The organism is Geodermatophilus africanus (genome assembly GCF_900107105.1).
Lineage (GTDB): Bacteria > Actinomycetota > Actinomycetes > Mycobacteriales > Geodermatophilaceae > Geodermatophilus > Geodermatophilus africanus.
Window position 1 is genome coordinate 468,622 of record NZ_FNOT01000001.1, and the last position, 23,468, is coordinate 492,089.

The 23,468-nt window shown below is 73.6% G+C and carries 20 protein-coding genes and 1 pseudogene; 6 read left to right on the forward strand and 15 right to left on the reverse strand.

From position 1 onward, the window contains the following. The first annotated feature begins 39 nt into the window (after nt 1–39). Nucleotides 40–804, forward strand: coding sequence for a dimethylargininase (ddaH, locus tag BLW63_RS02165; protein ID WP_091150935.1), 765 nt, complete (start codon nt 40–42; stop codon nt 802–804). A gap of 33 nt (nt 805–837) precedes the next feature. On the opposite strand, the gene BLW63_RS02170 is transcribed toward ddaH, so the two are convergent. The 3 genes from BLW63_RS02170 to BLW63_RS02180 all read right to left on the reverse strand — a co-directional run bounded on the left by BLW63_RS02170 (nt 838) and on the right by BLW63_RS02180 (nt 4,845). Next, nucleotides 838–2,013 carry a 3-deoxy-7-phosphoheptulonate synthase gene (locus BLW63_RS02170; protein ID WP_244522291.1) on the reverse strand — a complete coding sequence of 392 codons (1,176 nt, stop codon included), beginning with the start codon at nt 2,011–2,013 and terminating at the stop codon, nt 838–840. A 252-nt stretch (nt 2,014–2,265) separates the two neighbouring features. Beyond that, nucleotides 2,266–2,841: a dihydrofolate reductase family protein gene (locus tag BLW63_RS02175; RefSeq protein ID WP_091150937.1), complete on the reverse strand. Its 576-nt coding sequence runs from the start codon at nt 2,839–2,841 to the stop codon at nt 2,266–2,268. A 957-nt stretch (nt 2,842–3,798) separates the two neighbouring features. After that, the gene (locus BLW63_RS02180; protein WP_091150939.1) at nt 3,799–4,845 is read right to left on the reverse strand and encodes an NAD(P)-dependent alcohol dehydrogenase; all 1,047 of its coding nucleotides are present in this window, start codon (nt 4,843–4,845) and stop codon (nt 3,799–3,801) included. 223 nt (nt 4,846–5,068) lie between these two features. Between BLW63_RS02180 and msrA the strand changes: the two genes are divergently transcribed. Together msrA and BLW63_RS02190 are read left to right on the forward strand one after the other, a co-directional pair. Continuing rightward, nucleotides 5,069–5,581: a peptide-methionine (S)-S-oxide reductase MsrA gene (msrA, locus tag BLW63_RS02185; protein ID WP_244522292.1), complete on the forward strand. Its 513-nt coding sequence runs from the start codon at nt 5,069–5,071 to the stop codon at nt 5,579–5,581. 171 nt (nt 5,582–5,752) lie between these two features. Next, nucleotides 5,753–5,908: a Zn-dependent oxidoreductase gene (locus BLW63_RS02190; RefSeq protein WP_091150943.1), complete on the forward strand. Its 156-nt coding sequence runs from the start codon at nt 5,753–5,755 to the stop codon at nt 5,906–5,908. A 327-nt stretch (nt 5,909–6,235) separates the two neighbouring features. Here BLW63_RS02190 and BLW63_RS27720 read toward each other — a convergent pair whose 3' ends face one another. The 3 genes and pseudogenes from BLW63_RS27720 to BLW63_RS02205 all read right to left on the reverse strand — a co-directional run bounded on the left by BLW63_RS27720 (nt 6,236) and on the right by BLW63_RS02205 (nt 8,039). Then, nucleotides 6,236–6,460 (reverse strand): hypothetical protein, encoded by a 225-nt coding sequence (locus BLW63_RS27720; protein WP_244522293.1) that lies wholly within the window; start codon nt 6,458–6,460, stop codon nt 6,236–6,238. Between the two features lie 22 nt (nt 6,461–6,482). Next, nucleotides 6,483–6,653, reverse strand: a pseudogene (locus tag BLW63_RS28840) (hemerythrin domain-containing protein); the annotation flags it as partial. Nucleotides 6,654–7,208: 555 nt separating this feature from the next. After that, on the reverse strand, nt 7,209–8,039 hold the full coding sequence (locus BLW63_RS02205; protein WP_091150950.1) for an oxidoreductase: 831 nt from the start codon (nt 8,037–8,039) through the stop codon (nt 7,209–7,211). A 307-nt stretch (nt 8,040–8,346) separates the two neighbouring features. On the opposite strand from BLW63_RS02205, the gene BLW63_RS02210 reads away from it, so the two are divergent. Then, complete coding sequence (locus BLW63_RS02210; protein ID WP_091150952.1) at nt 8,347–9,744, forward strand: glucose-6-phosphate dehydrogenase; 1,398 nt, start codon at nt 8,347–8,349, stop codon at nt 9,742–9,744. Between the two features lie 125 nt (nt 9,745–9,869). Continuing rightward, on the forward strand, nt 9,870–10,841 hold the full coding sequence (locus BLW63_RS02215; RefSeq protein WP_091150954.1) for a quinone oxidoreductase family protein: 972 nt from the start codon (nt 9,870–9,872) through the stop codon (nt 10,839–10,841). Nucleotides 10,842–10,862: 21 nt separating this feature from the next. Here BLW63_RS02215 and BLW63_RS02220 read toward each other — a convergent pair whose 3' ends face one another. Further along, entirely contained in the window at nt 10,863–11,675 is an 813-nt protein-coding gene (locus tag BLW63_RS02220) for an RNA polymerase sigma factor (protein WP_342028681.1), read from the reverse strand. Between the two features lie 89 nt (nt 11,676–11,764). Between BLW63_RS02220 and fxsT the strand changes: the two genes are divergently transcribed. Next, nucleotides 11,765–14,785 carry an FxSxx-COOH system tetratricopeptide repeat protein gene (gene fxsT / locus BLW63_RS02225; protein ID WP_244522296.1) on the forward strand — a complete coding sequence of 1,007 codons (3,021 nt, stop codon included), beginning with the start codon at nt 11,765–11,767 and terminating at the stop codon, nt 14,783–14,785. On the opposite strand, the gene BLW63_RS02230 is transcribed toward fxsT, so the two are convergent. From BLW63_RS02230 to BLW63_RS02265, 8 genes are all read right to left on the reverse strand, one after another. Next, nucleotides 14,780–15,736, reverse strand: a complete 957-nt coding sequence (locus BLW63_RS02230) for a VWA domain-containing protein (protein WP_091150960.1) — start codon at nt 15,734–15,736, stop codon at nt 14,780–14,782. The genes fxsT and BLW63_RS02230 overlap by 6 nt on opposite strands. Nucleotides 15,737–15,797: 61 nt before the next feature. Further along, a complete protein-coding gene (locus BLW63_RS02235) occupies nt 15,798–16,826 on the reverse strand; it encodes a DUF58 domain-containing protein (RefSeq protein ID WP_091150962.1) in 1,029 nt (342 codons plus the stop codon). Further along, nucleotides 16,823–18,112 carry an AAA family ATPase gene (locus BLW63_RS02240; protein ID WP_091150964.1) on the reverse strand — a complete coding sequence of 430 codons (1,290 nt, stop codon included), beginning with the start codon at nt 18,110–18,112 and terminating at the stop codon, nt 16,823–16,825. The genes BLW63_RS02235 and BLW63_RS02240 overlap by 4 nt, the downstream gene beginning before the upstream one ends. 426 nt (nt 18,113–18,538) lie before the next feature. Next, the gene (locus tag BLW63_RS02245; protein WP_091150966.1) at nt 18,539–19,912 is read right to left on the reverse strand and encodes a C40 family peptidase; all 1,374 of its coding nucleotides are present in this window, start codon (nt 19,910–19,912) and stop codon (nt 18,539–18,541) included. 261 nt (nt 19,913–20,173) lie between these two features. Next, a complete protein-coding gene (locus BLW63_RS02250; RefSeq protein WP_091150967.1) occupies nt 20,174–21,709 on the reverse strand; it encodes an AMP-binding protein in 1,536 nt (511 codons plus the stop codon). A gap of 97 nt (nt 21,710–21,806) precedes the next feature. Next, nucleotides 21,807–22,229: a DUF1772 domain-containing protein gene (locus tag BLW63_RS02255; RefSeq protein ID WP_091150969.1), complete on the reverse strand. Its 423-nt coding sequence runs from the start codon at nt 22,227–22,229 to the stop codon at nt 21,807–21,809. Beyond that, nucleotides 22,226–22,561 (reverse strand): hypothetical protein, encoded by a 336-nt coding sequence (locus tag BLW63_RS02260; RefSeq protein ID WP_091150971.1) that lies wholly within the window; start codon nt 22,559–22,561, stop codon nt 22,226–22,228. Before BLW63_RS02260 ends, BLW63_RS02255 begins: the two co-directional genes overlap by 4 nt. Further along, nucleotides 22,558–23,292 carry an SIR2 family NAD-dependent protein deacylase gene (locus BLW63_RS02265; RefSeq protein ID WP_091150973.1) on the reverse strand — a complete coding sequence of 245 codons (735 nt, stop codon included), beginning with the start codon at nt 23,290–23,292 and terminating at the stop codon, nt 22,558–22,560. Before BLW63_RS02265 ends, BLW63_RS02260 begins: the two co-directional genes overlap by 4 nt. Between the last annotated feature and the right edge of the window lie 176 nt (nt 23,293–23,468).

The window sequence follows — 23,468 nt, forward strand, 5'->3', positions numbered from 1 at the left end:
GCGCTGCCCGGGCGGGACCCGGCCTGCCACGATCCCGGCATGCAGCAGCGCGCGCTGGTCCGCCGTCCCGGCCCCCGGCTGGCCGACGGGCTGCTCACCCACATCGACCGGACGCCTGTCGACGGCGAGCTGGCGCTCCGCCAGTGGCAGGGCTACGTCGACGCACTGCGCGCCGAGGGGTGGGAGACGATCGAGGTGCTCCCCGCCGACGACTGCCCCGACGCGGTCTTCGTGGAGGACACCGTCGTCGTCCACGGCGACCTCGCCGTCATCGCGCGACCGGGTGCGGACCGGCGCCGGCCCGAGACGACCGGGACCGAGGAGACCCTGACGGCCCTCGGCTACCGGATCGCCCGGATCGAGGCACCCGGCACGCTCGACGGCGGCGACGTGCTGAAGCACGGCGGCACCGTCTGGGTCGGGCTCGGCGGGCGCACGAACGAGGCCGGCCGGGAGCAGCTGGCCGCGCTGCTCGCTCCCCTGGGCGCGCGAGTGGTGGGCGTCCCGGTCACCCGGGTGCTGCACCTCAAGTCGGGCGTCACCGCACTGCCGGACGGCACGGTGATCGGCTACGAGCCGCTGGTCGACGACCCCGCCGTCTGGCCGGCGTTCCTGCCCGTCCCCGAGCCGGAGGGGTCGCACGTCGTCCTAGTCGACGGCGCCACGGTGCTGCTGTCGGCGAGCGCGCCGGCCACCCGGGCGCTGCTCGAGGCGCGCGGCCTGCGGGTCGTCGCGGTGGACCTGACCGAGTTCGAGGCGCTCGAGGGCTGCGTGACCTGCCTGTCCGTCCGCCTGCGCGGCTGACCTCGCCGGTCCCCCGGCGTCCCGGCCTCGTGCTCAGCGGGCTGCGGGCGCCGTCCTGCTGCCGGCCCCGCGCCGTGACCGGACCGCCTCGACCAGCTCGGCCAGCACCACCTCCGTCGTGTCGGGGTCCACGCAGGCGTCGGTGACGCTCACGCCGTACGCCAGTCGCTCGGGGTGCTCGCGGTCGAGGTCCTGCCGGCCGGCGACGAGGTTGCTCTCCACCATCACGCCGCGGATCGCCCGCTCGCCGGTGGCGACCTGCCCGGCCAGGTCCCGCACGACGACGACCTGCCGCCGGTGGTCCTTCTGGCTGTTGCCGTGCGAGGCGTCGACGACGACCACCTCCGGCAGCCCGCGCTGCGCCAGCTTCCGCTTGGTCTCCGCGACGTGGGCGGCGGAGTAGTTGGGGCCGTCCTTGTCGCCGCGCAGGATGACGTGGGCGGTGTCGTTGCCCGTCGTCGACAGCTGGGCGCTCACCCCGTGGTGGTCGACGCCGAGGAACTCGTGCGGGGCGCGCGCGGTCAGCACGGCCGAGACGGCGGCGTCGATGCTGCCCTCCGGCGAGTTCTTGAAGCCGACGACGGACGAGAAGCCCGACACCCGCTCCCGGGCGGTCTGGTCGGTGACGTTGCGGGCGCCGACGCCGTTGTAGGTGACCAGCCCGTTGACGTACTGCGGCGTGAGCGCGTTCAGCGGCTCGGCGGCCACCGGCACGCCGAGAGCCGTGATGCGGCACATGAGCATCCGGGTCGCGACCAGCCCGACGCTGATCCGGCTGGACCCGTCGAGGAAGGGGTCGTAGGCGAACCCCTTCCAGTCGACCTCGGTCCGCGGCTTCTCGGTGTAGGTGCGCATCAGGATCTCGAGGTCGTCGCCGTGCCGCTCCCGCATGCGGGCGAGGAAGGCGGCGTACTCGAGTGCGGCCTCCGGGTCGTGGATCGAGCAGGGTCCGGCGATGACGGCCAGCCGGTCGTCGGCGCCGGTGACGATGTCGGTCACGGCCCGCCGCCCGGCCCGGGTCGTGGCGGCGGACTCCGCCGACAGCGGGACGACGGTCGCGACCGCGGCGGGGGTCACCACGACGCTCAGCCCGGTGATGCGGGTGTTCACCAGGCCGGAGGGGTCGGCGGCGTCGGCTGACGAGACGCCCAGCCGCTGCTGCACTCGGGGCAGCAGGTCGGTCAGCGCGGCGTCGATCTGCCCGTTCACGCGCGTCTGGACGTCGAGCAGCAGGTCGGCGACCCGTGTCGCCGCGTCCAGGATCTGGTCAGCCGGGATGGGAGGCCTCCTCGTCGTTCCCGTCCGTCGGGACGGGACGGGGACGCCCGCCGCTCGGGCGGCTCGACACGCGTCGGTCAGCCAACCACAGCCGGGGAAGCCGGGGACGCCGCGGAGCGGTACCGGGCCGGTCCGCCATGCGCTGGTGGCCCGTGCGGCCGGCTCGACTGCGTTCCCCACGGGTCAATGGGGGGTGGGCCGGTAGACGAGCTCCTGGGTTCGAGCGTCGAGTGTCCGGCTCTCGACCAGCTCGAGGTCGAAGTCGGCCGCACTCCGGAAGATCGGGTCCAGCCCGGTCTGACCGGTGATGACGGGGAAGATCGTCACCTGCACGAGGTCGACCAGACCGGCGGCCATCAGTGCCCGGTTCATCGACAGGCTGCCGTGCGAGCGCAACGGCACCTCGGACTCCTCCTTGAGCCGGGCGACGACGTCGACGGCGTCGCCGCTCACGAGGGTCGCGTCCGGCCAGTCGAGGGGTTCTTCCAACGTCGTCGACACCACCGTTGCGGGCATGCTCGTCATGCGGGTGACCCACGGGTCGCGCACCTCGGACTCCTCGGAGCTCGAGGCCAACATCCGCACGAATGCCCGGTACGTGGTGGCCCCGAAGACCATCCGCTGCTCTTCGCGGTACAGGTCGAGGCGGTGGTCGAGCAACTCGGGGCCCTGCTTACCCCAGTAGCCGGTCCAGTTGGCGCTGGCGGCGCCGTAGCCGTCGAGGCTGGAGAAGACGTCGAAGGTGTAGGTCGCGGTCATCTCGTCCTCCTCGAGCGCGGTCGTTCGATGTGAGTGAAGACCAGGACCACGGCGGCAACTCATCGTCGTCGACCAGCCGTGGCGTCGTGGAGGCTCTCGGGTGCGGACAGGGTCGGACCGCTGGGTGTCCGGACGCACAGCCGTTCACACCCGCAGACCCCGACGTCGGCATCCACCGTGGCGAGGACCGAGCGGAGCCCAGAGCGCTCCTCCGGCACCTCGATCGCCCGCAGCAGCCATCGGAGTGCGCCCACCGGTGTCGAGAGCCGCACGCACGTTCCGGACCAGCGGGACCGCGGCCAGCCTCCGACCTGTGCGAGGAGGCCGACGTCGTCGCGGCAGGCCCAGTGCTCGACGATTGCCCCGTCCGCAACCCGCCAGATGTGGATGAAGTCCCACGCGACGCCTTCCCGGTCGGAGTCAGCTCGGCGAGCAGCGGCATCGGCGAAGCGACATGGCGCCCGTGCATCGTGAGGTGCACGACGACGAGATCGTCCTGGGCCACGACTCGGTGGATGGATCGTCACCGCCGGGCGGTCGAGGTCGTGGTCGAGCGTCGCGAGGGTCTGTCGCAGGCCTTCACGGCCCTGCGGCCCCGCGGCGTGCTGGACGAGGTCCCCGGGCGACGAGATCGAGTGCGGAGCCGTCTCGACGGTCCGCGGCCTGGTGGAAGGCCACCACGGTCTCCGTGGGCGTCCTCGCGTCATCACACACCCGGCCGGGTCGTCCGTGCCGGATCGGTGTCGTGCCGGGAAGGCACCCCACACGGTGGGCGCGACCCGGAGAGTCCCGGCTGCCGAGTCGACCGCCGGGTGGGGAGAGCCGACGAGCGCACTGCTCCCGCTCGCCCCGGGGCTCCAGCGCCCGGCGGCCGGCTCGACGTCCTCCGCGAGGCCATGGCCTCGGCGACATGCCCGCCGTGCAGATCACCCGCCTCGGCGGCCCCGACTGTCGGGCTCAGGCGAGCGTGGCGGTGTCGATGACGAAGCGGTAGCGCACGTCGGAGGCGAGGACCCGCTCGTAGGCCTCGTTGACCTGCTCCACGCCGATCGTCTCGATGACAGCGGCGATGCCGTGCTCGGCGCAGAAGTCGAGCATCTCTTGGGTCTCGCGGATGCCGCCGATCGTCGAGCCGGCGAAGGAGATACGCCGCATCAGCAGCGAGAAGGCACGCACCGACTGCGGGTGCTCCGGTGCGCCGACGTTGACCATCGTGCCGTCGACGTCCAGCAGCGACAGGTACGCGTCGACGTCGATCGACGCGCTGACCGTGTTGAGGATGAGGTCGAACGAGGCGGCCAGCCGGGTAAAGGTGTCCGGGTCGCTCGTCGCGAAGTAGGAGTCGGCCCCGAGCCGGAGACCCTCCTCCTGCTTCTTCAGCGACTGCGACAGCACGGTGACCTCCGCGCCCAGGGCGTGAGCCAGCTGCACGCCCATGTGGCCCAGCCCGCCGAGACCCACCACGGCGACCCGCGTGCCCGGCCCGGCGCCCCAGTGCCGCAGCGGGGAGTAGAGGGTGATGCCGGCACACAGCAGCGGGGCAGCGACGTCGAGCTCGAGGCCGTCCGGGATGCGCAGCACGAAGTCCTCGGTGACGACGATGGCCTGGGAGTACCCGCCCTGGGTCGGCACGCCGTCCTTGCCGACGCCGCCGTAGGTCTGGATGTTCCCCTTGACGCAGTACTGCTCGTCCCCGCGCCGGCAGTACTGGCACTCCCCGCACGAGTCGACCATGCAGCCGACGCCGACCCGGTCCCCCACGGCGAACCGCGTGACCTCCGAGCCGACCTCGGCCACGACGCCGGCGATCTCGTGGCCGACGACGATCGGGTAGTTCGTGGCACCCCATTCGCCGCGGGCGGTGTGGATGTCGGAGTGGCAGATGCCTGCGTACGTGATGTCGATGCGCACGTCGCGCGGGCCGACGTCGCGACGCTCGATGGTGGTCGGCGTCAGCGGCTCGGTCGCGGACGTGGCAGCGTAGGCCTTGACCGTGGTGGGCACGTGCTCCTCCTGGAGGCGGTGTCGGGGTGCGGGGCCGGCTCGGACGCCCGGTCAGTCCATGCAGGCGGCGAGGCGGACGGACACGACGCCGACGTTACGGGCGCCGGCAGGGCGCCGTGTCGGTACCCGGACCGGGTGGCGACGAGGGCAGGACACAGGCCGGAATCCCCCCATCCGTCGGGGCGTTGTCGACAGCGTGCTGAGCAGAGAAGGGCACGAGATGATGACCGAGACCGCGATCCTGGCCGGCGGCTGCTTCTGGGGTGCGCAGGACCTGCTGCGGAAGCGCCCGGGGGTGGTGTCCACCCGGGTCGGGTACTCGGGCGGCGACACCCCGAACGCCACCTACCGCAACCACGGCGACCACGCGGAGGCCGTCGAGATCGTCTTCGACCCCGAGGTGATCTCTTTCCGCGAGTTGCTGGAGTTCTTCTTCCAGATCCACGACCCGTCGACCCCGAACCGCCAGGGCAACGACAGCGGCCGGAGCTACCGCTCGGCGATCTTCTTCACCAGCGACGAGCAGAAGCGGGTCGCCGAGGACACGATCGCCGACGTCGACGCGTCGGACCTGTGGCCCGGCAAGGTCGTGACCGAGGTGGCGCCGGCCGGTCCGTTCTGGGAGGCCGAGGAGGAGCACCAGGACTACCTGCAGAAGTATCCGCACGGATACACCTGCCACTTCGTGCGGCCCGACTGGGTCCTCCCAGACCGCCAGGCGCAGTCCACTCGCTGAGTGGGCGAGACGGCGGGGGTCTCCTCGGCACCCGCCGCCCCCGGTGGCGGTCGCTCGGTCGGACGCAGACAGCACCGTCAGGGTCCGTTCCAGACGTCCCTCGGAACGACCCCTGACGTGTTCCATCGGGCAGACAGGGTCCTCGATCCGCCGGCACCTAGCCTGACGGGCATGCGAGCCGTGCAGATCACCCGCTTCGGCGGCCCCGAGGTCCTCGACGTCGTCGACCTGCCCGACCCGGTCCCCGGCGACGATGAGCTGCTCTACGACGTCTCCTCGGCCGGGGTCAACTTCGCCGACACGCACCACCGGCTGTCGACCAACTGACCTGACAGCCGCGCCCCTCCGCAGTTCCGTGTCTCGCCGACCCGCAGCGGACGCGTCAGAGGCGCAGGGCGGTCCGGGCGAGCCGGCTCCCGCGAGGGATCGACCCTACGGAGGCCACGCGCTGACGGTGGCGACCGCTGGCGCATCCACGACTGGCACCGACGGTCCTTCGCGCAGCAGGGGACCCATGAATTCGCCTTGGAAGCGCGGCTGGCATCAAGCGGTCACCGCGTAATCTACGGAACGCGCATCCCACCGAGCTCGACAGCTCGTGGCAGCGGCGGACCCGACCTCGCGATCACCGAGGACTGCCGAGGGACGGCGTGGTCACAGAGACGGGTCGCCCTCCGGGACCTCGGTCGCGACCACCTCGGCCACCTCCGCGTCCTCACCGGACAGCCCGTCAGCCTGCTCGTGCTCGTCGTGGAACGCCAGCCAGCGCATCCCGAGGGCCTCGCGCTGCTCGTCGTCGACGGCCTCCTTGAACGCAGGGAAGAAGTCCGTCTCCTCCTCGCCCATGTGGTCGGCGTTGACCTGCCGGACGGTGCGCACCGCCTCCCACCTCCTGCGCGAGCAGCGGATAGAACAGCTGCTCCTCGGCGACGGCGTGCACCTCCAGCTTGGCGTGCAGGGCTTCCCACGCGGCGGCGAGCTCTTGACCGGACAGGTCCTCGAGCGCTGAGAACTCCCGCCGGAAGACCTCGTGCTCGGCCAGGACCAGGGCGGTGATCTCGAAGTCGGACACGCAGACCGCCTACCCGTACTGAGGGGGAGGTAGGCGGATGGAGCAGGCGGCCCGGCGCTCGACCACTCGATGGCGATGGCGCGCGCTGCAGGTGGGCGGTGACCGGTACGACGCCGTCCAGGTCTCCGACGGCAGCACCGAGCTCGTCGTCGGCGACGTTTCCGGCCACGACCAAGAGGCCGCGGTCATGGCGCAGGTGCGGAACGTGCTGCGCGGGATCGCCCCGGAGCGACCGCACCGCGACCATGCGCAGACACTCGGGCCCGGGGCGATCGTCCTCTACACCGACGGCCTCGCGGCACGACGCGGCTCTTCCTCGACGGGGCGGAGCTGTTGCGGACCACTGCCACGAGGCGAGCCCGTGCCGGACTCATGCTGGGCCAGCTCTGCGACGCGCTGCTGGCCGAGCTCGGCCGGGCCCTCGACGACGACGTCGCCCTGCTCGCAGCACGGCCCGCCCCGAGGACCGCCCGCGGCCCCCGGAAGCCGGACCGCCGGTGCAACCGGCCGACCAGCAGGGCCGCTGACCGACGGTCACCCGCCTCGCGCTGGGGATCAGTCCTGGAAGTCGGTGCTGACGCTCAGCTCTTCCCACTCATCAGCCTCGGCGAGGGCCGTGCCGAGCACCCGCCGGTAGCTGGTCAGGGCGTCGCTGCCCAGCAGCAGCATCGCCGGCGGATCGGCGGACTCCACGGCGGTGAGGATGGCCCGGCCGGCGCGCGCCGGGTCGCCTAACTGGGTTCCGTGCGTCGTGTCGCGTTCCTTACGTCGCTTGCCCGCCGTCTCGGCATAGTCGTCGATCACGGTCCGGGACTGGGTCAGCGAGCGACCGGAGAAGTCCGTGCGGAATCCGCCGGGCTCGACGACCGTCACCGAGATGCCCAGCGGTTCCAGCTCGCCCCGCAGAGAGCCGGACATCCCCTCGAGTGCCGCTTTCGCCGCCGCGTAGTAGCCCGATCCCGGTGGGGTGACCTGCGCCCCGATCGACGAGACGTTGACGATCGCCCCCGCACGGCGCGCCCGCATCCCGGGCAACACCGCCTTGATCATGGTCACCGACCCGAAGAAATGGGTCTCGAACAACGCACGGACGTCGGCGTCCTCACCCTCTTCGACCGCGGCGCGGTACCCGTATCCGGCGTTGTTGACCAAGACGTCGACGGCGCCGAAGCGATCCTCGGCCTGTTGAGAGACAGCTGCCGCTCGCGCCGGGTCGGTGACGTCCAACGCCGCGCTCAGCACGCGATCCGGAGCCAGCTCCACGAGGTCGGCGACCTTGGCCTCGTCGCGCGCGGTGACCACGGCGTGATGGCCGGCCCCGATGACTGCTTCGGCAAGGGCTCGACCGAGCCCGCTCGAGCAGCCGGTGATGAGCCAGGTGGACATGCTTGTTCCTCTCCGAGGGTGGTCCTGTGCGGGCTGCCGAGGCCCAGACGGTCGACCGCGACCGCTCCCGGTCTGCAGGCAGGTTCCCCAGCCGAGCATGGTCCCAACCGCACGGGGCAGCCGCTGACGGGCGGCCCACTGCGCGCCGGTCGCCCCGTGCGCGGACGGCTTCCCCGGCCGCGTGGACGCCGGTCGCGGGGCTCGGGGAGGATGGCCGCGCCATGTTCACAGCCCCGCCGCCCCTGCGACCGGACCCATGGCCCGGAGGCAGCCGACCCCTGGCCGTCATCGTCCTCCGGGAGTACTGGTGATCGGCCGGTTGCTCCTGCTCGGTGCCACGGGCGACCTCGCCGGGCGGTTCCTGCTGCCCGCGCTCGCCCGGCTGTCGGCCGACGGCCGGATGCCGGACGGCCTGCAGGTCGTGGGCGGCGCCTTGCAGGACTGGGACGACCGGACCTTCCAATCGCACGTGGCCACCCGATTGCGCGAGCACGCCGGGGACGTACCGACCGCGGTACGAGACGCGCTGGTCGGTCGCCTGCGGTACCGCGCGGTCGACCCCGGAGCGGCCGGCACCGTCGCCGCCGCGGCGCGGGCCTTCGACGGTGGCAGCGATGCCGCTGACCGCGCGGCGGTAGCCGTCTACCTGGCCCTGCCCCCGGCGCTGTTCCCCGCGATGCTGGGCGCGCTCGGCGACGCGGACCTGCCGGCCGGCAGCCGCATCGCGGTGGAGAAGCCGTTCGGTACGGATCTGGCGAGCGCAGTGGCACTGAACGACCTGCTCACCCGGGTGACCGGCGGCATCGAGAAGGCTGCGTTCCGCGTCGACCACTTCCTCGGGATGCCCAGGGTGCAGGCGCTGCTGGACCTGCGCGCGCCCGGCCGCTCGCTGGCACCCGTCTGGGACAGTGCCTCCATCGCGGAGGTCGACGTGCTGTGGGAGGAGACGCTGGGGCTCGAGGGCCGAGCGGACTTCTACGACCGGACCGGTGCCGTCAGGGACGTGATGCAGAACCACATGCTCCAGGTCCTGACCCTCGTCGCGATGGAGCTGCCGGCTCGGCAGACCGAGGGCGACCTGCATGCGGCCAAGCTGGAGCTGCTGCGGTCGGTCCGCGTGCTCTCCGCCGCAGAGGTCCCCGTCCGGACCCGACGGGCGCGCTACACCGCCGGGACACTGGGCGGGACAGGCGCCACCGGCGGTCGGACCGTGCCCGGGTACACCGACGAGGACGGCGTCGACCCCGCTCGCGGCACCGAGACCTACGCCGAGGTGCTCCTGGAGCTGGACACCCCTCGGTGGACCGGCACCCGGTTCGTGCTGCGCACCGGAAAGGCACTCGGAACGCCCCGCAAGGGAGTCGCCCTCCACTTCCGGACCGCCGCGCCGGCGTGCGACCCGTCCGACGCCGAGCGGGTGGCGGCCGACCAGTTGTGGATCGAGCTGGACGCGCCGGAGGAAGGCTGGCAGCCTGGTGTGCAGGTGGCATCCCCGGGGGAGCGCACCGCGTACGGCCAGGTCCTGACCGACCTCCTGTCCGGCGGTGGCCGAGTCTCGGTGAGCGGCGAGGAGGCAGAGCAGGCCTGGCGGATCGTCGATCCGGTACTGCAGGCGTGGGCGCAGGACGCCGTGCCGATGCTGGAGTACCCCGCCGGCGCGGCCGGCCCTCCCCCGCTCGAGGAGACCGCCGGCTCGAGGCGGTGATAAGCGTTCCGAGGCGACCAGCACCATCTGGTCTCGGGGAGCCTGCCCGCACAGGACTGCCTCGTGCGCCGTCCGCTGTCGGCCCCTGAAGCCCTGTATGCCGGTGGAGCCCTAGCCTCAGGCGCATGCGAGCCGTGCAGATCACCCGCTTCGGCGGCCCTCAGGTCATGGACGTCGTCGAGCTGGCTGACCCGGTCCCCGCCGACGGCGAGGTCCTCTACGACATCTCCTCGGCTGGCGTCAATTTCGCGGATACACACCAGATCGAGGACAGCTACCTCGCCGCCCAGCAGCTGCCGCTGGTGCCCGGCGCGGAGTTCGTGGGGACGCCGGCCGGCGGCGGCCCGCGGGTGGTCGGCCTGCTCGACGGCGGCGGCTACGCGGAGAAGGTGGCCGCGCACCCGCGGCTGACCTGGCAGGTGACCGACGGCGTGACCGACGAGCAGGCGCTGGCCGTCGTCCTGCAAGGCAGCACCGCCTACCACCTGCTGCGCACGAGCGCGCACCTGGCCGCCGGGGAGACCGTCGTCGTCATCGCCGGCGCCGGCGGCGTCGGGTCGCTGGCCGTGCAGCTGGCCCGCCGCTGGGGGGCCGGCCGGGTCATCGCCACCGCCTCCAGCCCGCAGAAGCGCGCGCTCACCGAGGATCTCGGCGCCGACGCCGCGATCGACCCCGCCCTTGCCGACGACGACCCGAGGGCCTTCACCGCGGCACTGCGTGAGGCCAACGGCGGCCGGCCGGTCGACGTCGTCCTGGAGATGACCGGCGGCAACGTGTTCGCCGGGTCGCTGTCGGCGCTGGCCCCGTTCGGCCGGCTGGTCACCTACGGGATGGCCGCCCGCCAGGAGACCGCCGCCGTCCCGCCCGGAATGCTGCAGCAGAAGAGCCGCGCCGTCGTCGGCTTCTGGCTGGCGCACTGCATGGCGCGGCCTGCGATGCTGGACGACGCCATGGCCGAGCTGCTGCCCCTGGTGGCCGACGGCGCGCTCCGCCCGGTCGTCGGCGGCCGCTATCCGCTGTCCGCCGTCCGGGAGGCGCACCAGGACCTGCTGGCCCGCCGCACGACCGGCAAGCTCGTCCTCGACCCCTCCCGCTGACCGGAGTGCGGGCGCGGACCATCACATGTCGGCCGGCCCCAGGCCCCGACCAGTGATCTCCCGTCGGAGTCGGGACAGTCCTCGCGCCCGTGTCGGGCCGATGCTCCCGATCGGCATCGCGCACGTGGCCGCCACGACGTCGTAGGAGTCGAGCTCCTCACGGAACAGCGCCACGAGCAGCTTCTGCTGCCGGGGCGAGAGACGGTCCACCGAATCCCACAGCTCGCGCGCCACCTCGCGGTCCACGACGCTCCCCTCGAGGTCGACCGCCGAGTCGGGCGTCTCGTCGACCATTGCCCTCGGGGCCTCCCTCGAGGCCGTGCGCAGGACGGCCAGCGACTCACGCCGCGCGGTGACCGCGAGCCACCCGGCCAACCGTTCGGGGTCGTGGATGGTGTGAAGGTGCTGCACCAGGCGCAGCCAGGTCGTTTGTGTGACGTCGTGGACGTCCGCCGCCTGGAGACGGAACGAGCGAGCCACGGAGCGGACGAGACCGTCGTACTCCTCGAGCAGTCGTCCCCACGCCGCCTGGTCCCCCCGAGCTGCCAGCTCCAGGAGCTCCGCGTTGCTGCAACCGGTCGCGGTACCGAGATGGGTTCGTGGTGCCATGGCGACATCGATCCGATCCGTGTGATCAGGCGCTCCCCTGCGGAGACGGGGCCACCCCCGAGGGTGGCCAGGGGGTCTGGAGGAGCGCTGAACAGCCGCTGAAACACAGCCGCTGAGACGGCTTGAACGGGCGGCTGCAGCCGGGAACGCTCGGCGGTGGCGCTGCGTGCACGACGGGCAGACGTCCGGTCGCCGATGGCCAGGTGACCGGATCGACGCGGTCATCGGTCGGAGCGGAGGGATCCGCCATGGACATCCGGATCCTGGGCCCGCTGGAGGTCCGGGGGGCAGGAGCACCGCTCCCCCTCGGAGGTGTGAAGCAGCGGGCAGTGCTGGCCATGTTGGCGCTCCACCTCGACGAGGTGGTCCCGGTCGACGTACTCGTCGACGGTCTGTGGGGAGAGAAGCCGCCGGCGGGCGCCGTCAACACGCTCCAGGTCTACGTGTCGCGGCTACGGAAGGTCCTCCTCCAGGCCGAGGACGCCCCCGACCGCGCCGGCGTTGCCGTGCTGCAGCGCCGCGGGCCCGGCTACGTGCTCGGCCTGGTCCCCGAGCAGCTGGACCTGCACCGCTTCCAGCGTCTGGTGCGCGAGGGCACTGAGGTCCTGCGGATGGCGCCGGCACGGGCATCGGGCACGCTGCGGGAGGCTCTCGGGCTGTGGCGTGGGCAGCCGTTGGCCGAGTTCGTCGACGAACCGTTCGCACACACCGAGATCCCGCACCTGGCGCAGCTGCGACTGGGTGCGCTCGAGGCCTGTCTGGAGGCAGAGCTGGCCCTGGGCCGCCACGCTCAGCTCGTCAGCGAGTTGGAGTACCTGGTCGCTGAGCACCCCCTGCACGAGGGCCTGCACGGGATGCTCATGGTCGGCCTCTACCGCTCGGGCCGACAGGCCGAGGCGCTGGGTGCCTACCGACGAGCCCGCCGCATCCTCGCCGAGGCACTGGGGGTCGATCCCGGCCGCGGACTGCAGGAGCTCGAGGCCGCCATCCTCGCGCACGACCCCAGCCTCGACTGGACCCCACCGCGGGCGGAGGCCATGCCTGCGAGGACCGCCGAGGCGCCGCGCTCACCCACCACCGCGTCACGGCCGCAGGTGTGGCGGGCGCCGGCCCGCAACCCGCACTTCACCGGACGGGACGACGTGCTGGCCGAACTGCGGCGGAGGCTGCGCGCGGAGGGGACGACGCTGGCGGTCCAGACGCTGTACGGGCTGGGTGGGGTGGGCAAGACCCAGATGGCCATCGAGTACGCGCACCGCTTCGCCGCCGACTATGACGTCGTGTGGTGGATCGACGCCGAGCAGCCGGTGCTCATCCCCGATCAGCTCGCCGGGCTGGCCGCCCGGCTCGGTGTACCGGCCGCGGCCACGGTGACCGACACCGTCGACCGTCTGCTCACCGAACTCCGTCACCGGGACCGGTGGCTGCTGGTCTTCGACAACGCTGAACACCTCCAGGACGTCGCCTGCTATCGGCCGGACGGGGCCGGGCACCTGCTGATCACCTCCCGCTCCCCCGGCTGGGGAGCACTCGGCGGGCGGATAGAGGTGGACGTGCTCACGCGGGCGGAGACGATCGCCCTGCTACGGGCTCGTATCCCGGCACTCGACGCGGAGCTGGCCGACAAGATCGCCGCCTCGCTGGGCGACCTGCCGCTGGCCGCCGCCCAGGTCGCCGGATACCTGGAACAGACCGACCTGCCGGCGGCCGACTACTTGCGCCGCTTCAGCACTTGCCAGGCCGACCTGTTGGCCCGCGGCGACGTCCTGGGCTACCAGGGCCGGATCGACACCACGTGGGCGCTGTCCCTGGAGCGACTTCGCGGGGACGACCCCGCGGCGGTGCAACTGCTCGAACTGGCTGCCTTCCTCGCCCCCGAACCCATCCCGCTGTCACTCATCAGCGACCACGCACGAGTCCTCGACGAGCCGCTGCGCACCACCGCCGCCGACCTCGATGCCCTCGCCGACACTGTCGGAGCACTGGTCGGCTACTCGCTGGCCCGCCGGGACCCCGACAGCTTCCAGGTCCACCGCCTGGTGCAGGCGGTGATCCGCCGCCAACTGCCCCTCGACCGGCAGCACGCGACGGCCGCGCAGGTGGTGGCACTGTTGGCTGCCGCCTCCCCGGGCGACCCGGAGGATCCGGCCAGCTGGTCGGCCTACGTCGAGCTGGTCCCGCACGTGCTCGCCACCGGCCCGCTGAGTGATGACTCGCCGGTCAGTCGCCGACTCGTGCTGGACACCGTCCGCTACCTCCAAGCCCACGGTGACAGCCACGGCAGCCGGGCCGTCTGCGAACCGCTCGTCGACCGCTGGCGGTCGCTCCTGGGCCCCGATCACCTCGACACGCTGGCCGCGGCCGCCACTCTCACTCTCGACCTGTTCTACGTGAAGGAGGCGGCGCCGGCCCGTTCCCTGGGCGAGGACACGGTGCAGCGTTGCCGCCGGGTGCTCGGCCCCGACCACGCGACCACCCTGTCGGCGGCGGCCGCGCTCGCGCTCGTCCTGAACCAGGTGGGAGATGCAGAGTCGGCCCGCGTCCTGGGCCAGGACACCCTGCAACGTTGCCGCCGGGTGTTGCAGGGGGACCATGCGATCACCCTGCTGGCGGCGACGGCCCTGACCGTCGCACTGGTCGTGCTGGGTCAGGTCGGGGCAGCCCGTCGGCACGGCGAGGACACGCTGCAGCGTTGCCGCCGGGTGTTCGGCCCCGACCACGCGACCACGCTGCTGACCGCGGCCACCGTGGCCGTTGCCATGGTCCTACTGGGTGAGGACGAGCCGGCCCGTGAGCTCGGTGAGGACACGCTGGCGCGTTGCCGCAGGGTCTTCGGGCCCCAGCACGTGGTCAGCCTCTGGGCTGCGGGCGCCCTGACCCACGCTCGGGTCCAACTGGGTGAGACGGAGCCGGCTCGTGAGCTCGGGGAGGACACGTTGCAGTGCCGGGTGCTCGGCCGGAACCACCTGATCACCCTCCTGGTGGAGGGAGGTCTGAGCCTCGCACTGACCTCGCAGGGTGAGGCAGCGGGGGCACGCACGCTCGGTGAGGACACCGTGCAGCGCTCCCGCCGGACCCTCGGCCCAGACCACCCCATCACCTTGTGGGCGGCCGCCGCCCTGACCCACGCCCTGGACCGGCTGGGCGAGGCAGGACCGGCCCGCGCCCTGGGACAGGACACCCTGCAGCGCTGCCGGAGAGTGCTCGGTCCGGGGCACCCGCTCACAGTCTGTGTGGTGCAGACCGCGGGTGGCGGTCGCCTGCCGCCCGGTGACGGTGCGGCCGCCGACGCGCGCGTCGGCAGCGGGGAGCGCTGCTCCGCTCCGCCCCTATAGCAGGCGGTTGGTCCAGATCAGGCTGAGGACGACGCCGAGCAGCGCGAACAGCACCCCGCCGCGGACGAACCAGTAGCTGACGTCGCGCGGCTCGGTCGTGTAGCCGATCTGGCTGCCGAGGTCCTGGTAGACCTGCTCGAGTTCCGCGGCGCTGGCCGCCTCGCTGTAACTGCCGCCGGTGGCGTCGGCGATCTTCTCGAGCGTCGCGCGGTCCACCGGCACCGGCACCCGCTCGCCGTCGAGGTCGAGGGTGCCGTAGTCGGTGCCGAACGCGATGGTGGAGACCGGGATGCCGGCGCCCAGCGCGGCCTCGACGGCCTGGGTGTCCGGGCGGCCCACGGTGTTGTAGCCGTCGGACAGCAGCACGATCCGCGCCGGCGGCACCTCCTCGCCGTCGGCGTCCAGCGACGACTGGAAGTTCTCGACGGCGGTCAGCGAGGTGAACACCGCCTCGCCGATCGCGGTCGACTCGGCCAGCTCCAGGTTGTCGATCGCGGTGCGCACCTGGCCGCGGTCGGTCGTCGGGGTCACCACCGTGGTCGCGGTGCCGGCGAAGGACACCAGCCCGAGGTTGATCCGCTCGGGCAGCACGTCGACGAACTGCTTGGCCGCCACCTGCATCGCCTCGAAGCGGCTGGGCTCGATGTCGGTCGCCTGCATCGACAGCGAGACGTCGACGGCCATGATCACCGTCGCCCGCTCGCGCGGCACCCGCACCTCGGTGCTGGGCACCGCCAGCGACACGACCAGCGCCGCCAGCCCGAGCGCCACGAGCCCGAACGCCAGGTGCCGCCGCCAGCCGGGCCGCCGAGGCACCAGCGTGCCGAGCAGCGCGACGTTGGTGAACCGGGCGGCGTAGGCCTTGCGGCGCAGCTGGAGCACCACATACAGCGCCACCAGCGCGACGACGGCCAGCAGGCCGAGCAGCCACCACGGTGCCTGGAAGCTCATTGGGGGGCTCCTCCGCTGCCGGCGCGCCGGCGGTCGCCGCGAGTGGTCGGGGTCGGCACCGTCACCGGGACGCACCGCCCGAGCCGGCCCGCCGCCGATCGGCGACGAACCGGACGACGTCCATCAGCCAGTCGCGGTCGGTGCGCAGCTGCAGGTGCCCGGCGCCGGCGCGGCGCAGGGCCGCGGCGATCGCCCGCCGCTGGGCCGCCGCACCCTCGGCGAACCGGGCCCGGAAGGCCGCGTCGCCGGTGGGCACCTCCAGGGTCTGCCCGGTCTCCGGGTCCACGACGGTGAGCAGGCCGACGTCCGGCAGCTCGAGCTCGCGCGGGTCGACCACCTCGATGGCCAGCAGCTCGTGCCGGGCCGCGAGGCCGCGCAGCGGGCGCTCCCAGTCCGGGACGCCGAGCGCGTCGGAGCCCAGGAAGTCCGAGACGACGACGACCAGACCACGGCGGCGCGGCGGACGGCGCAGCGATTCCAGCGCGGCGGCGAGGTCGCCCCGGCGCCCGCCGGCGGCCCGCGGCGTCGCCACGACCGCGCGCAGCAGCCGGTCGGCGGCCAGCCGGCCGGCGGTGGCCGGCTGGCGGTCGACCCGCTCGCCGGTGGTGACGACGGCGCCGAGGCGGTTGCCGCCGCGGACGGTGAGGTGGCTGACCGCGGCCAGCCCGGCGATCGCCAGGTCGCGCTTGGTGCAGGCCGCCGTCCCGAAGTCCAGGCTGGCCGAGAGGTCGACCACCGCCCAGGTCTCCAGCTCGCGGTCGGCGATCGTCTCCCGCACGTGCGCCACCTGGGTGCGCGCGGTCACCGGCCAGTCCATCCGCCGGACGTCGTCCCCCGGGTGGTAGGTGCGCGAGTCGCCGGCCTCGGTGCCCGACCCCGGCACCAGGCCCAGGTGGTCGCCCTGCAGCAGCCCGTCGAGCCGGCGCCGGACGGTGAGCTCCAGTCGCTGCAGGAGCACGTCGGCCGGGCCCTCGCCGAAGTGCGGCGGGGCGCCGTCCCCGGCTCCCGGGTCGATGCCGGAACCCGGGGTGGGTGGGGAGCCGGTCTGCTCCGGGGCCGCGGCGCCGCCGGACCGGCGACGCAGGATCACGCCGGCGAGGAGTCGCGCTCGGCGCCGTTGACGGACGCGTCCGAACGGCCCTGCCCAGCGGGACCGGGCTGCCCCTGGACCGGCTGGACGGGGCCGCCGAACGGCCCGGACGGCGGCACGGGACCGGGCTGGCCGGGACCGGGGAAGGGCTGGCCCGGCTGGCCGTACTGCGGTCCGGGCGGGCCGAACTGCGGCGCTCCGAACGGCGGCGCGGCCGGCACCGAGGGGCCGCCGGGGCTGCCCGGGCCGAAGCCCCCGGACCGCTGCCGCGGGGCCACCTGGGGCAGCGGGACGGTCTGCAGGATCCGCCTGACCACGTGGTCGGCGGGCACGCCGTCGGCCAGCGCGTCGTAGGAGAGCACCAGCCGGTGCCGCAGCACGTCGGCGGTGACGTCGAGGACGTCCTGCGGCAGCACGTAGTCGCGCCCGCGGACCAGCGCGAGCGCCCGGCTGGCGGCGATCAGCCCGAGGGAGGCACGCGGGCTGGCGCCGTACGACACCCACGAGGCGACGTCCTCCATGCCGTGCTCCCGCGGCGCGCGGGTGGCGACCACCAGCCGGACGACGTAGTCGACCAGCGCGTGGTGGACGAACACCTGCGAGGCGGTGCGCTGCATGCGGACCAGGTCGGCCGGGCCCAGGACGGTGTCGGCGACGGGCGGCTCCGAGCCCATCCGGTAGATGATCTCGCGCTCCTCCTCCGGCGTCGGGTAGTCCACGAGCACCTTCATGAGGAAGCGGTCGCGCTGGGCCTCGGGCAGCGGGTACACGCCCTCGGACTCGATCGGGTTCTGGGTGGCCAGCACGAGGAACGGGTCCGGCAGCGGGTGGGTGACCCCGCCGATCGACACCTGGCGCTCGGCCATGACCTCCAGCAGCGCCGACTGGACCTTCGCCGGCGCGCGGTTGATCTCGTCGGTGAGGACGAAGTTGGCGAACACCGGGCCCAGCTCGGTGTCGAAGGCGTCCTGCCCGGCCTTGTAGATGCGGGTGCCGATGATGTCGGCCGGCACCAGGTCGGGGGTGAACTGCAGGCGGGCGAACCGGCCGCCGACGACGGTCGCGAGGGTCTCGACCGCGAGGGTCTTGGCCACGCCGGGGACGCCCTCGAGCAGCACGTGCCCGCGGGCCAGCAGCGAGACGAGCATCCGCTCGACCAGCCGGTCCTGGCCGACGATGACCCGCTTGATTTCGAACAGCACCCGCTCCAGGCGGGCCGCGTCGACCGACGGGGGGACCGGCTGCCCGGCGGACTGCTCGAGCGGGGTGCTGGCGGCGCTGCTCACGGAACTCCCTGGTCGTGCCGGGTCCACGGCCCCGCATCCGGAGGACGTCCCGGGGTCGGCGACGGGCGGCGTGCCCGTCGCAGCCAGTGTCCTACACGTTCCTGGACCACAGCTGGGCGCGCACGCGGGAGAGCCGACCGGACACCCGCGGTTAACGACGCGAGCCCCGCGCGCGCCGCGTGCAGACACGTGCCCGCAACCTGTGCTGACTGCTAGCCTCGGCGGTGCGTCGGGCAGCTCCCCCCGTGGCTGCCCGACGCCCCATGTCTCGGGCCCTGCAGGGCACCGCCGCGAGCCTGGCGACGTGCTGGAACGGCCACCCTTCAGGGTCCCGCCGGCCCCCTTGCAGGATCCCGCCGCGAGCCTGCGAGTGGTGGGGGGCAAGGGGGTCCTCTTTCGAGGCGTGGGGGAAAGGGTGGTCCTCCTTCAGGCCGTCGGCCGCACCGCGCCGTAGTAGTCGCTGCCGAACCACATGGCCGAGACGCGCACCACGTCCCCGCTCTGCGGCGCCTGCACGACCTGGCCGCCGCCGATGTAGAGCGCCACGTGGTAGATCGACGTGTAGTCCGCGGTCTCGCCCCAGAACACCAGGTCGCCGGGCCGCAGGTCGCCGGCGGCCACCGTCCGGTCGCGGAAGCGCCAGTACTGCTCGCGGCTGGTGCCGCCGATCCGGATCCCGGCCTGCGCGTAGGCGTACTCGGTCAGGCCGGAGCAGTCGAACCCGAAGACGTCGGTGTCCGGCGGGATGCCCCACGTCGGGCCGTGGGCGTTGCCGCCGCCCCAGCTGTAGGGCAGCCCGCGCTGGCTCTTCGCCGCCGCGATCGCCCGCTCCACGACCGAGCCCGTGGGCTCGCCGGCCGTGGTGCGGGTCCCGGTCGGCGAGCCGCCGCCGGAGGACGACGACCCGGACGAGGAGGACGACCCCGACGAGGCGGACGAGCCCGAGGACGACGTGCTCCGCGACGAGGACCCGGCCGACGGGGCCGCTGGCGGGGCGGGCGCTGGAGGGCGGGCCTGCGCCGCGGCCGCGGCGGCCTCGGCGGCCGCGGCCGCGGCGGCCGCTCCCCGGGCGCCGTGGAGGAACTCCTGGGCCTCGGCGAGCTCGGCCTCGAGATCCTCGCGCCGGTCGGCGAGCGCGGCGGCCTGGGCGCGCGCCGAGACCTCCAGCTCCTGCGCGTCGGCCAGGGCGCCGGCCGCCGCGGCCTCGGCCTCGTCGGCAACCTGCACGGCGACCTGGGCGGCGTCGTCGGCGGCGGTGGCCTGCTGCTCGAGGACGGTCAGCTCGGCGACGACGTCGACCCGGTGGTCGCCCGCGGCCTCCAGCAGCGCCGCCCGCTCCACCAGCTGGGCCGGACCGTCGGCGGTGACGAGAGCGGCCGCACCGGGGCTGGTGCTGCCCTGCATGTAGCTCGATCGCGCGAAGGCGACCACCTGGTCACGGCCGTGGTCCAGCGCGGCGGCGGCGCGCGCCGCGGCTACGGCAGCGGCCTCGGCCGCGACCTGCGCCTCTTGCTGCGCGGCCTGCCGGACCTCGTACTCCTGGAGCGCGATCTGGGCACCCCGGCGGGCGGCGTCCACCCGCTCCTGGGCCGACGCGAGCTGCGCGCCGATCTCGCCGACGCGGGCGGCCGCGGCATCGCGCTCGGCCTGCGCCTCGGCGACCTCGGCCTCCCCGGGGGCGGCGACCGCCGTCCCGGGAACCAGGCCGGCCAGGAGCAGGGCGGTGACCGCCGTCCCGGCGCCGCGCACCAGCCACCCGGTGCGCCTCGGATGGCTCTCCCGCTCGTCCGTCCTGCCCACGTCCGACCTTCCTCACGACCTCGTCGACCGGCGCCCGGAGGCGCACTCCGGTGCCGGAACGACAAGATCAGGAGGACGGTTGAGCAGGTACTCCCCACATGGGGGGAGGCCGCCGCCGCAACTGGGGTGTCAGGACGACGGCCCCGACTGGGCAGCAGCGGCCCGCCCCGGGTCCCGCCCCGAGCTCTGACGGCCCCCGTGCAGGGTTCCCGCCGCGAGCGTGCGAGTGGCGGGGGGCAGGGGGAGGACGGGGTCCTTCAACTAGTTGACCTGGCGGTCGGAGCCCGACCAGAAGCCCTCGCGCAGCTTGAACTTCTGGATCTTGCCGGTGGCCGTGCGGGCCAGCTCGTCGCGGAACTCGACCCGCTTGGGGATCTTGTACCCGGCGATCCGGCCCCGGCAGTGGGCGACGATCTCCTCGGCGGTGACCTGCTGGCCCTCGGCGACGACCACCACGGCGGTCACCATCTCGCCCCACTTGTCGTCCGGGACGCCGATGACCGCGACCTCCGCGACCGCCGGGTGGCTGAAGACGACGTCCTCGACCTCGATCGACGAGACGTTCTCACCGCCGGTGATGATGACGTCCTTCTTGCGGTCGGAGATGGTGAGGTAGCCGCCGTCGTCGATGGTGCCGCCGTCCCCGGTGTGGAACCAGCCGCCCTCGAGGGCCTCCGCCGTGGCATCCGGGTTGTTCCAGTAGCCGGCCAGCACCGTGTTGCTCTGCACCAGCACCTCGCCGGACTCGCTGGTCGCCATCCGGGTGCCGAGCGCCGGGACGCCGGCGCGGGACAGCTTCCTGGCCCGCTCCTCCGGCTCGAGGGCGTCGTACTCCTCACGCGGCCGGTTGACGGTGACCAGCGGGGCGGTCTCGGTGAGGCCGTAGATCTGGTTGAACTCCCAGCCCAGCTCCTCCTCGATGCGGGCGATGGTCCGCGACGGCGGCGGCGCGCCGGCGACCGCGATGCGCACCCGGTCGCGTCCGGGGATCTCCCCCTCCCAGGAGGCCGCGGCGTCGAGGACAGCGCTCCACACGGCCGGCGCCCCGCACATCAATGTCACGCCGTGCTGCTCCACGCGGCGCAGGATCTCCGCACCCTCCACCTTGCGCAAGGCCACCTGGCGGGCGCCGAGACCGGCCAGTGCGTACGGCATGCCCCAGCCGTTGCAGTGGAACAGGGGCAGCGTGTGCAGGTAGACGTCCCGGTCGCTGACCTGCATGTGCATGCCGAAGGTGACCGCGTTGACCCATTCGTTGCGGTGGGTCATCTGCACGCCCTTGGGCCGCGCCGTCGTGCCGCTCGTGTAGTTGATCGTGGCGGTCGCGTCCTCGTCGGGCTCCGACCACGGTCGTGGCTCGACGTCGAATCGCAGCAGCTGCTCGTACTCCTCGCCGATGCTGAACCGGTGCTCGGCCTCGACGGGCTTGAGCGAGGACTCCAGCTCCGGGTCGACGAAGAGGACACGAGCCCCGGAGTGGCCGACGACGTAGCTGACCTCCTCCTGGGAGAGCCGGAAGTTGATCGGCACGAGGATCCGGCCGGACGACGGGACGCCGAGCAGCAACTCGATGAGCCGCCCGGCGTTGTGACTGACGACCGCCACCCGGTCGCCCTCGCCGATGCCCAGCCCGTCGAGGGCGGCCTGCATGGCGCGGGCGCGGCGGGCGACCTCGCGGTAGGTGACGTCGCCCAGCGACGGCGCGGGCTGGTTTGGCTCGTCGACGATCCCGACGCGGTCGCCGTAGACCAGCTCGGCGCGGTCGAGGAAGTCTCGGGTGGTCAAGGGCACGCGCATGCTGGACTCCCGGGTCCTCGGGCCGGCCAGCCGGCCGGCCGCTCGACGTGGTGCCGGTCACGCTAGCGGGCCGGTCCCCGCCCGGTGTGGCCCCGGTTCAACCGAGCAGGGTGAGCAGCGCCGCCGCGGTCCCGGCCGTCGCCGCGACCGCCCGCACGGAGTCCACCCGCAGCAGCCACCGGAACGCCGCCTCGTCCCACGCCGCCCCCAGCCGGCGGTGCAGGGGGACGGCGCCCAGCGCGGTGGCCGCCAGGACGACGGCCAGGCAGCCGGCGCCGGCCAGCACGGCGGCCAGCGGCGTCGCCTCCGGCCGGTCGGCGAGCAGCCACAGCGTCGTGACGCCCTGCCCGGCGAACAGCGGGCCCACGACCCGGCCGACCCGCTGCTGGTGGCGGCGCTCGTAGGCCGGGAAGACCGCCGGCGGGACGAGCGCGAACTGCGGGTAGACCAGGGCCCGCACCGTCCACTGGAAGCCGGCGTAGGCCGCGGTCAGCGCCAGGTGGACGGCGAGCAGGGTCACCGCGCGGGCCGACCCGGTGGGCTGCGCTTCGGTGGCTGACCGCGCCAGGCCAGGCTCTGCGCGTCGAGCTCGCGCAGCAGCGGATCGCCCTCGGCCAGCACCCGCTCGGCCAGCGCGACGGCGGCGGCCAGCTGGTCGTCGTCCAGCTGGGCGGAGGCCGGCGAGCGGCGCCGGTCCAGGACGTCGTACCAGCGGCCGCCCACGGCGTGGTCGAGCAGGATCCGCCCGAAGCAGTGGTCGGCGGTCACCACCCACCGGCCCTCGCGCGCCCGCCGCGGCAGCTCGTCGTCCACCAGCTGCCGGTAGCGGGTGTACACCTCCTCCCGGGTCACGGCGCCAGCAGTCGCGGCAGCGACGTCCCGATCGGCTCGCGCACGACGTGGTCGGCCAGCCAGTCGTAGGGGGTCGGCTCGGCGTTGACGACGACGACCCGCGCGCCGGACTGCGCGGCGAGGTCGGTCAGCCCGGCCGCCGGGTGCACCGTCAGCGAGGTGCCGACGGCGAGGAAGACGTCGCAGTCGGTCGCCGCCTCAGCCGCGGCCTGGACGACCGCCGGGTCCAGCGCCTGGCCGAAGCTCACCGTGGCCGACTTGAGGATGCCGCCGCAGACGCGGCAGGCCGGGTCGGGCTCGCCGGCGGCCACGCGGGCCAGCGCCTCTGCCATCGTCGTCCGGTCGCCGCAGGCCAGGCACGCGACGGCGTGCACCGTGCCGTGCAGCTCCAGCACCAGCTCCGGGGACGACCCGGCCGCCTGGTGCAGCCCGTCGACGTTCTGGGTGACCAGCGTGCGCAGCCTGCCCTGCCGCTCGAGGTCCACCAGGGCGGAGTGCCCGGCGTTGGGTCGGGCGCCGGGTGCGGTGTCGCGGCGCATCAGCCAGGCCCGGCGCCGGATGTCGGGGTCGGCGACGTAGTAGGACAGCGTCACGAGCTTCTCGGCGTCGGGGTCGCGGGTCCACACGCCGTTGGGCCCGCGGTAGTCGGGGATGCCGCTGTCGGTCGAGATGCCCGCGCCGGTCAGCACGGTCAGCCGCCGGGCGCCGCTCAGCCAGCCGGGGACGGTCACGCCTCCACCGTAGGAGCGCGCGAGACCGTCCCCGGATGATCAGCTCAGCTCACCGTCGCGCGTCCTGGCTCAGCGTCGACGGTGAGCCAGGAGGCAGCACGATCAGCCCACCTGATCGTCGGACAAATGACCCGCCAGCACCCGGGCGCATGAGGGAAGGGTCGCCTGACCTCCGC

Coding starts and splice junctions, on each gene's coding strand:
- ddaH (WP_091150935.1), top strand. CDS start 40: ATGCAGCAGCGCGCGCTGGTCCGCCGTCCCGGCCCCCGGCTGGCCGAC.
- BLW63_RS02175 (WP_091150937.1), bottom strand. CDS start 2,841: ATGACCGCGACCTACACCTTCGACGTCTTCTCCAGCCTCGACGGCTAC.
- msrA (WP_244522292.1), top strand. CDS start 5,069: ATGACCGAGACCGCGATCCTGGCCGGCGGCTGCTTCTGGGGTGCGCAG.
- BLW63_RS02190 (WP_091150943.1), top strand. CDS start 5,753: ATGCGAGCCGTGCAGATCACCCGCTTCGGCGGCCCCGAGGTCCTCGAC.
- BLW63_RS02205 (WP_091150950.1), bottom strand. CDS start 8,039: ATGTCCACCTGGCTCATCACCGGCTGCTCGAGCGGGCTCGGTCGAGCC.
- BLW63_RS02215 (WP_091150954.1), top strand. CDS start 9,870: ATGCGAGCCGTGCAGATCACCCGCTTCGGCGGCCCTCAGGTCATGGAC.
- BLW63_RS02220 (WP_342028681.1), bottom strand. CDS start 11,675: ATGACCGCGTCGATCCGGTCACCTGGCCATCGGCGACCGGACGTCTGC.
- BLW63_RS02230 (WP_091150960.1), bottom strand. CDS start 15,736: ATGAGCTTCCAGGCACCGTGGTGGCTGCTCGGCCTGCTGGCCGTCGTC.
- BLW63_RS02250 (WP_091150967.1), bottom strand. CDS start 21,709: ATGCGCGTGCCCTTGACCACCCGAGACTTCCTCGACCGCGCCGAGCTG.